A 6,716-nucleotide genomic window follows, 5' to 3' on the forward strand; every position below is an offset into this window, starting at 1 on the left:
TTTTGTATGGAAGATTTTAAATTAGAAAGGGTTTTAGGAGAGGGAGGATTTGGAAAGACCTACCTGGCAGAGGTTTTGAATGAAAGCCTTAAAAAGGAATGGGGAAATTTTGTGGCAATAAAGCTTCCTTCTGATAAAGAGAAAGAAGAATTGTTAAAAAGAGAGCTTTTGGTGAATGCTGATGTTTTGCTTAAGCTAAAGAATGTAGGAGGATGTCCAAATATTGTTCAATTCCTTGGCATTTCAAGATATAAGGGCTATTATACAATGATTATGGAATATGTAGAGGGAAGAAGCCTAAAGGATATAGAAAAGCCCCTTTCTATTGAAGAAGCCCTTTCAATTATAGAGGATGTCCTCTGTGGCCTTGTTTGTCTCCACAAAGCAGGCGTTCTCCATAGGGATATAAAGCCATCAAATATACTACTTACAAGGGAGAATAGAGTAAAGCTATGTGATTTTGGTATAGCAAAGCTTACCGCAAGCAATGAAAAGCTTCTTTTAAGGACAGGCTCTTATGCCTATGTTCCTAAAGAGAGGCTGGTGGGAGAAAAAGAAGGGTTTTCATCTGATATATACTCTGTTGGTATAACCCTATATGAGCTTCTTACAGGAAACAGCCCATTTTTGGGAAATAGCCCAGGTGAAACTGTGAGGAATATATTAGATAAAGAGGCAATACTGCCCATATTTCTAAATAGAAAAATAGGGGAAAATTTAAACAAAATTATTATTACCTCAATAGCAAAAGACCCAAAATCAAGGTTTCAAAAGGCAGAAGATTTCTTTAATGTCCTAAGGCTATATAGAAAGGAGGGAATAAAAAAGGATACATATTTAGAAAAAGAAATAACGGAAAAGCCAAAACCGAAGATGTTTGTTGCCACAGGTGAGTGGAACAAAAGATAATTTAAGATTTAGGATTTATGGAGATTTTAAAGGAGAAAAAGAAAAGGTATTATAAAGTAGAGGATATAGAGCAACCAGAGCTGTTTAGGGACTTCTTTCCATATACAGAGATTCCCAAAACATTCTTTGACTTTATTTCTGTGCCAATAGAGATTCCAGAGGAAATATACATTACAGACACAACATTTCGCGATGGACAGCAGGCAAGGCCACCATATACAACCGAGCAGATTGTTGAGATATACAAGCTTCTTAATAAGCTGGGAAGTGTAATCAGGCAGAGCGAATTTTTCCTTTATTCTGAAAGGGATAAAAGGGCGGTTATTGAATGTTTAAACTTAAATTTTAAATATCCAGAGGTAACTGGATGGATTAGAGCAAATAAAAACGACCTTATCCTTGTAAAAGAGATGAACCTTAAAGAAACAGGCATACTAACATCTGTATCTGATTACCACATATTTTTAAAGCTTAATAAAACAAGGAAAAAGGCGCTTGATGATTACCTCTCTATCGTCAAAGAGGCATTGGGCAATAATATAATCCCAAGGTGTCACTTTGAGGATATTACAAGGGCTGATTTTTATGGCTTTGTCATCCCATTTGCTCAGGAATTAATGAGACTTTCTGAAGAGGCAAAAATTCCAATAAAGATAAGGGCTTGTGATACTATGGGGTTTGCTCTTCCTTATTCAGAGGCATCCCTTCCTAGAAGCGTTCCAAAGATTATCCATTATCTTATAAAAGAGGCTAGCGTTCCCTCAAAAAGCCTTGAATGGCATGGACATAATGATTTTCATAAGGGAGAGATAAATGCTATATCTGCCTGGCTGTATGGTTGCTCTGCTGTCAATGGAACCCTCTTTGGTTTTGGAGAGAGAACAGGAAATACACCCATTGAGGCTTTAATCATTGATTATATAAGTATAACAAAAAATAGCAAAGGGATTGATACGAAGGTAATTACAGAGATTGCCGAATATTTCAAGCATAATTTAAATACCCATATTTCTCCAAATTACCCATTTGTTGGCTCTGAATTCAATATAACCAGGGCGGGAATCCATATTGATGGCTTACTTAAAAATGAGGAGATATACAATATCTTTGATACAAAGGAGATATTGAATAGACCACTTGAGGTAGGAATAACAGATAAATCAGGCCTTTCTGGGGTAGTACATTGGATAAATACCTACTTTGGCCTCTCTGGTTCCCAGCAAATTGACAAGAGGCATCCTGGGATTTCCCATATTATAAAGTGGATAAATGAAGAATACGAAAGGGGAAGACAGACATCCATCTCAAATGATGAAATGCTTAATGAGGTAAAAAAGCACCTTCCTATGCTTATTAAGTCTGATTTTGATACCTTAAAGATAAAGGCAGAATACCTTGCATTGCATCTTATAGAAAACCTGGCTTCTTGTGAAGATATAGTCTCTATGGAGCCAGAGAAACAAGAGAAAATTTTAAGGGATTTCATTGAAGAAAATCCATTCATTCAATTTATATATGTGGTTGATCTGCAAGGACATAAAATAACAAGAAACATTACCCATTCTAAGGATTTAGGAAAATATAAAGAGCTTAAGGATGAGGAGAATTTTGCGGATAGGGATTGGTTTATAAAGCCCTTGGAGGATGGAAAGACATTTATTTCCAATTTCTATACATCAAGGTTCACATATAGGCTTTGTATCACTGTATCTAGCCCGGTAAGAGATAAAAACAATGAAATTGTAGGAGTATTAGGGGCAGATATAATGTTTGAAGAGCTAGCAAAGCTTGAAGAGGTGGAAGAAAGAGGATGTATGTGTTTAGCTGACCTATATTTAGGCACAAAGTAAATAAATTCTAATGCCCAATGACAAATAAAATTCCCATGACCAATGCTTAAAAAATTTTAAAAACTTATTGCAATTGTTTAAGCCGAACACAAAAAAATTCTAGACAAAAAACCCATTTTTATAATAAAATATTTATATGTTTGAAAGGTTCACAGAGAGGGCAAGAAAAATCCTGGCCTTAGCCCAGGATGAAGCGAAGAGGTTAAATCACGATTATTTAGGCCCAGAGCATATCCTTTTAGGTCTTATAAAAGAGGGGGAAGGTGTTGCAACAGAGGTCTTAAGAAACTTTGATATTGACCTTGAAGGCTTAAAAATAGAAATAGAAAAGGAGATACCACCAGGTGGAAGCCTTGCTATATTAGGTAATGTCCCATTTACGCCCCATTCAAAAAAGGTTCTGGAGCTTGCGGTTGAAGAGGGAAGAAATATGGGTCATAATTATATTGGAACAGAACATCTCCTCTTTGGTCTTATAAAAGAGGAAGAGAGCATTGCCTCAAAAATCCTTGCCAGGCTCGGAGTAACATTGGATAGGGCAAAAAAGGAGGTGGCAAATATATTAGGAGGCTCTGCACCTGGTCAAGCCCCTCCTGGTGCAAAAAAACAGAAGACACAAACGCCTGTCCTAGACCATTTCTCAAGGGATTTAACAGGCTTGGCAAGGGAAGATAAACTTGACCCTGTTGTGGGAAGGGAGAATGAGATAGAGAGGCTTATTCAGGTATTGGGAAGGAGGACAAAAAACAACCCTGTTCTTATTGGAGACCCAGGGGTTGGAAAAACAGCCATAGTAGAAGGTCTTGCCCAGAGGATTGTTTCTGGTCAGGTTCCAGAGATATTGGCAAATAAAAGGCTCTTGTGCTTGGACTTAGCCGCAATTGTTGCGGGAACAAAGTATAGGGGTGAATTTGAAGAGCGTCTTAAAAGGGTAATGAATGAGGTCAGATCATCGCCGAGTGTTATTTTATTTATTGATGAGATGCATACAATAATTGGTGCGGGTGGAGCAGAGGGAGCTATAGATGCATCGGCAATCCTTAAACCTGCTTTGGCAAGGGGAGAGCTTCAATGTATTGGAGCAACCACATTGGATGATTATAAAAAGTATGTTGAGAGGGATGCCGCATTAGAAAGGAGGTTTCAGCCAATAATGGTTGATGAGCCAACTGTAGATGAGACAATAGAGATTCTTAAGGGCTTAAGGGATAAATATGAAGCACATCATCGGGTAAAATTTGACGATTCTGCTTTAATTGCAGCGGCAAAGCTCGCCCATAGATATGTCTCGGATAGATTCTTGCCAGATTCTGCTATAGACCTAATGGATGAGGCAGGCTCAAAAGCAAGGCTAAAGACAACAACCCTTCCTCCAAAGCTTAAGGATAAGGAGAAGGAGATGGCACAGATAGAAAAGGAAAAAGGGGAGGCAATAGCAAATCAAGAATTTGAGAAGGCGGCAATCTTAAGGGATAAGGAAAAGGCATTGAGGAAGGAATATGAGGCAATAAAGAAGAAATGGGAATCAAAATCCTCCTCACCTGCCAATGTAATAATTGATGAAAACATTGCCGAGCTTCTTTCAAAGCAAACAGGGATTCCCGTTTATAAGCTTGTAGAAAAGGAGAGCGAGAGACTTTTAAGAATGGAGGAGGAATTGCATAAAAGGGTAGTCGGTCAAAATGAGGCAATCTCATCTTTGGCAAGGGCAATGAGAAGGGCAAGGACAGGATTAAAAGACCCAAAAAGGCCAATGGGTTCATTTTTGTTTTTAGGACCAACCGGGGTTGGAAAAACAGAGCTTAGCAGGACACTAGCCGAATTCCTCTTTGACGATGAGGATGCTCTTATCCAAATAGATATGTCTGAGTTTATGGAGAAATTTGCTGTATCAAGGCTTATTGGTGCTCCACCTGGATATATTGGTTATGAAGAGGGTGGAGAGCTTACCGAGAAGGTTCGGAGAAAGCCATATTCTGTTGTCTTACTTGATGAGATAGAAAAGGCACATCCCGATGTTTTCAATATCCTGCTTCAGATGTTTGAGGATGGCCATCTTACCGATAATCTTGGTCATACGGTTGATTTTAGAAATACCGTAATTATTATGACATCAAACATTGGAGCAAGGGAAATCTTCGAGAAGAAGGCATTAGGATTTAGGCCAGCTGATGAAGAAACAAGCTATGAGGCGATGAAGAACAAGGTTATGGCTGAGGTAAAGAAGGTATTTAACCCTGAATTTCTAAATAGAATAGATGAAACCATAGTTTTTCATTCTTTAAGCAAGGATGATGTCAGAAAGATTGTATGCCTTATGATAGATAAGTTAAACAAGCAGCTTTCAGAGCAGAATATAACCCTTTCATTAAATGATGATGTTATAACCTTTCTCATTGAAAAGGGTTATGATGAATCCTACGGTGCAAGGCCTTTAAGGAGGACAATACAAAAGGAAATTGAAGATGTCTTGTCTGAGGAGATCCTTAAGGGAAAGTTTAAAAAGGGAGGAAAGATAAGCGTTTCCTTGAAAGAAGGAAAGATTGTGTTTAAGTGAAAGATATTTGTAAAAACAGGTTAAGAGATTATACTATTGACTTATAAGGCAAAACTTAAATCTAAAGATTGAAAGACCTAAAAATTGCTCTTGTAATCTCTAGCCTGTTTTTTATATCTTGCCATCAGCAAATAGCAGAGGATGGTTCGCTAAATAACTACGCTATCTATTGCATCAAAAATAATCTATGGGATAGCGCGATGTTCTATTTAGAAAGGGCAAAAACCCTCTATCCCAATTCGGCAAAGATAAATAATAACCTTGGCGTAGTCTATGAATATTTTGGAAGAAAGGATGAAGCAATTTCATTTTACAAAAAGGCAATAGAAATTGACAAAGAAGAGGCATATTATAAAAATCTCGCAGGAGCCTCTTCCTCCAAAATTCCAAAGGGACTAAAAAATAACCCTTTGGCTGAAAAGATAAGAATAGAAAAAAACCTTCTAGCCTCTATTGATCTTTCAAAGACAGAAAGGATTGGCCTTTGTATTTCTTGTAAGGATAAAAACCTTATTCCCCTCATTCTATCAGCCATAAAAGAGCAAATAATAAAGGAGACAAATTTTTATATTGTTCACCACGAAGCCTATCCAAAAACTACTGATGAGATTAAAAATATAAGCCTAAAGCTTCTTGTAGATAATCTCCTTTTGATTGATGTTTCTGAGTATAATGTTTCTGACCTAGCTGACTTTGATGTTTCTACAAAATTTATCAAGGAGGAAAATAGATATGAATTCTTAAGGTCATACTATACAGATAGAAAGGCAAGCCTTTCATCCTCCCTTTCTTTATTTGATAGTAATGGTTCTTTGCTTTTCAAAAAGGATTTTAATATAGAGGAAAAGAAGAGATACAGGGAAGAAAATCCATATATCTATGATTATTCCTTAATCTTTGTCCTTACCAAACCCCTGGTTTCTTCTTTTCTTTCTTTAATTACACAGAAAAATTATATTCTAGAAAGATGGCTTATAAGGGATTAGCAAGATTTATTCTATTGATTTTTGTCCTTTGTTTGGGGATTTATGGAATTAGAATGGCTCTTTTTTCTTCCCTTTTTACCATAAAAAATGTAGAGGTAAAGGTATCGGGTGATATATCAGAAAATGAAATTATGAGATTATGGAAGGGATTTTTAAGGCAAAACTATCCAGGCATTGCCCCCAATCTTTTTAAACTAAAAAAAGATGGCCTTCGTAGATATATCCTTTCTGATGTAAGGGTAAAAAGGGTAGAGATAAAAAGGTATCCCCCTCATAGGATTGTTATTCTCATAGAGCCAAGAAAGGCTTTTGTATGGATTAAAGATAGTCTCGGCGTTGATGGAGAGGGGGTTATATTTCCTATAAAAGGGACACAAAGTCTGGCATATCTTTCGGGTTTTGAAGGGAAAAAAA

General features: G+C 37.0%; 5 protein-coding genes. All 5 read left to right on the plus strand.

All coding sequences use genetic code 11. The features are described 5' to 3' along the window. Window positions 1-909: serine/threonine-protein kinase (locus tag AB1397_01070; protein ID MEW6481594.1), on the plus strand; the 909-nt coding region annotated here is incomplete at its 5' end. A 17-nt stretch (window positions 910-926) separates the two neighbouring features. Then, complete coding sequence (locus tag AB1397_01075; GenBank protein MEW6481595.1) at window positions 927-2,759, plus strand: cache domain-containing protein; 1,833 nt, start codon at window positions 927-929, stop codon at window positions 2,757-2,759. Window positions 2,760-2,895: 136 nt separating this feature from the next. Then, window positions 2,896-5,316, plus strand: coding sequence for an ATP-dependent Clp protease ATP-binding subunit (locus AB1397_01080; protein MEW6481596.1), 2,421 nt, complete (start codon window positions 2,896-2,898; stop codon window positions 5,314-5,316). Window positions 5,317-5,384: 68 nt separating this feature from the next. Next, entirely contained in the window at window positions 5,385-6,302 is a 918-nt protein-coding gene (locus AB1397_01085; protein MEW6481597.1) for a tetratricopeptide repeat protein, read from the plus strand. Then, a partial coding sequence (locus tag AB1397_01090; GenBank protein MEW6481598.1) for a hypothetical protein occupies window positions 6,284-6,716 on the plus strand: 433 nt, incomplete at its 3' end. The genes AB1397_01085 and AB1397_01090, both read left to right, overlap by 19 nt.

The organism is bacterium (assembly GCA_040756715.1).
Lineage (GTDB): Bacteria > UBA9089 > UBA9088 > UBA9088 > UBA9088 > JBFLYE01.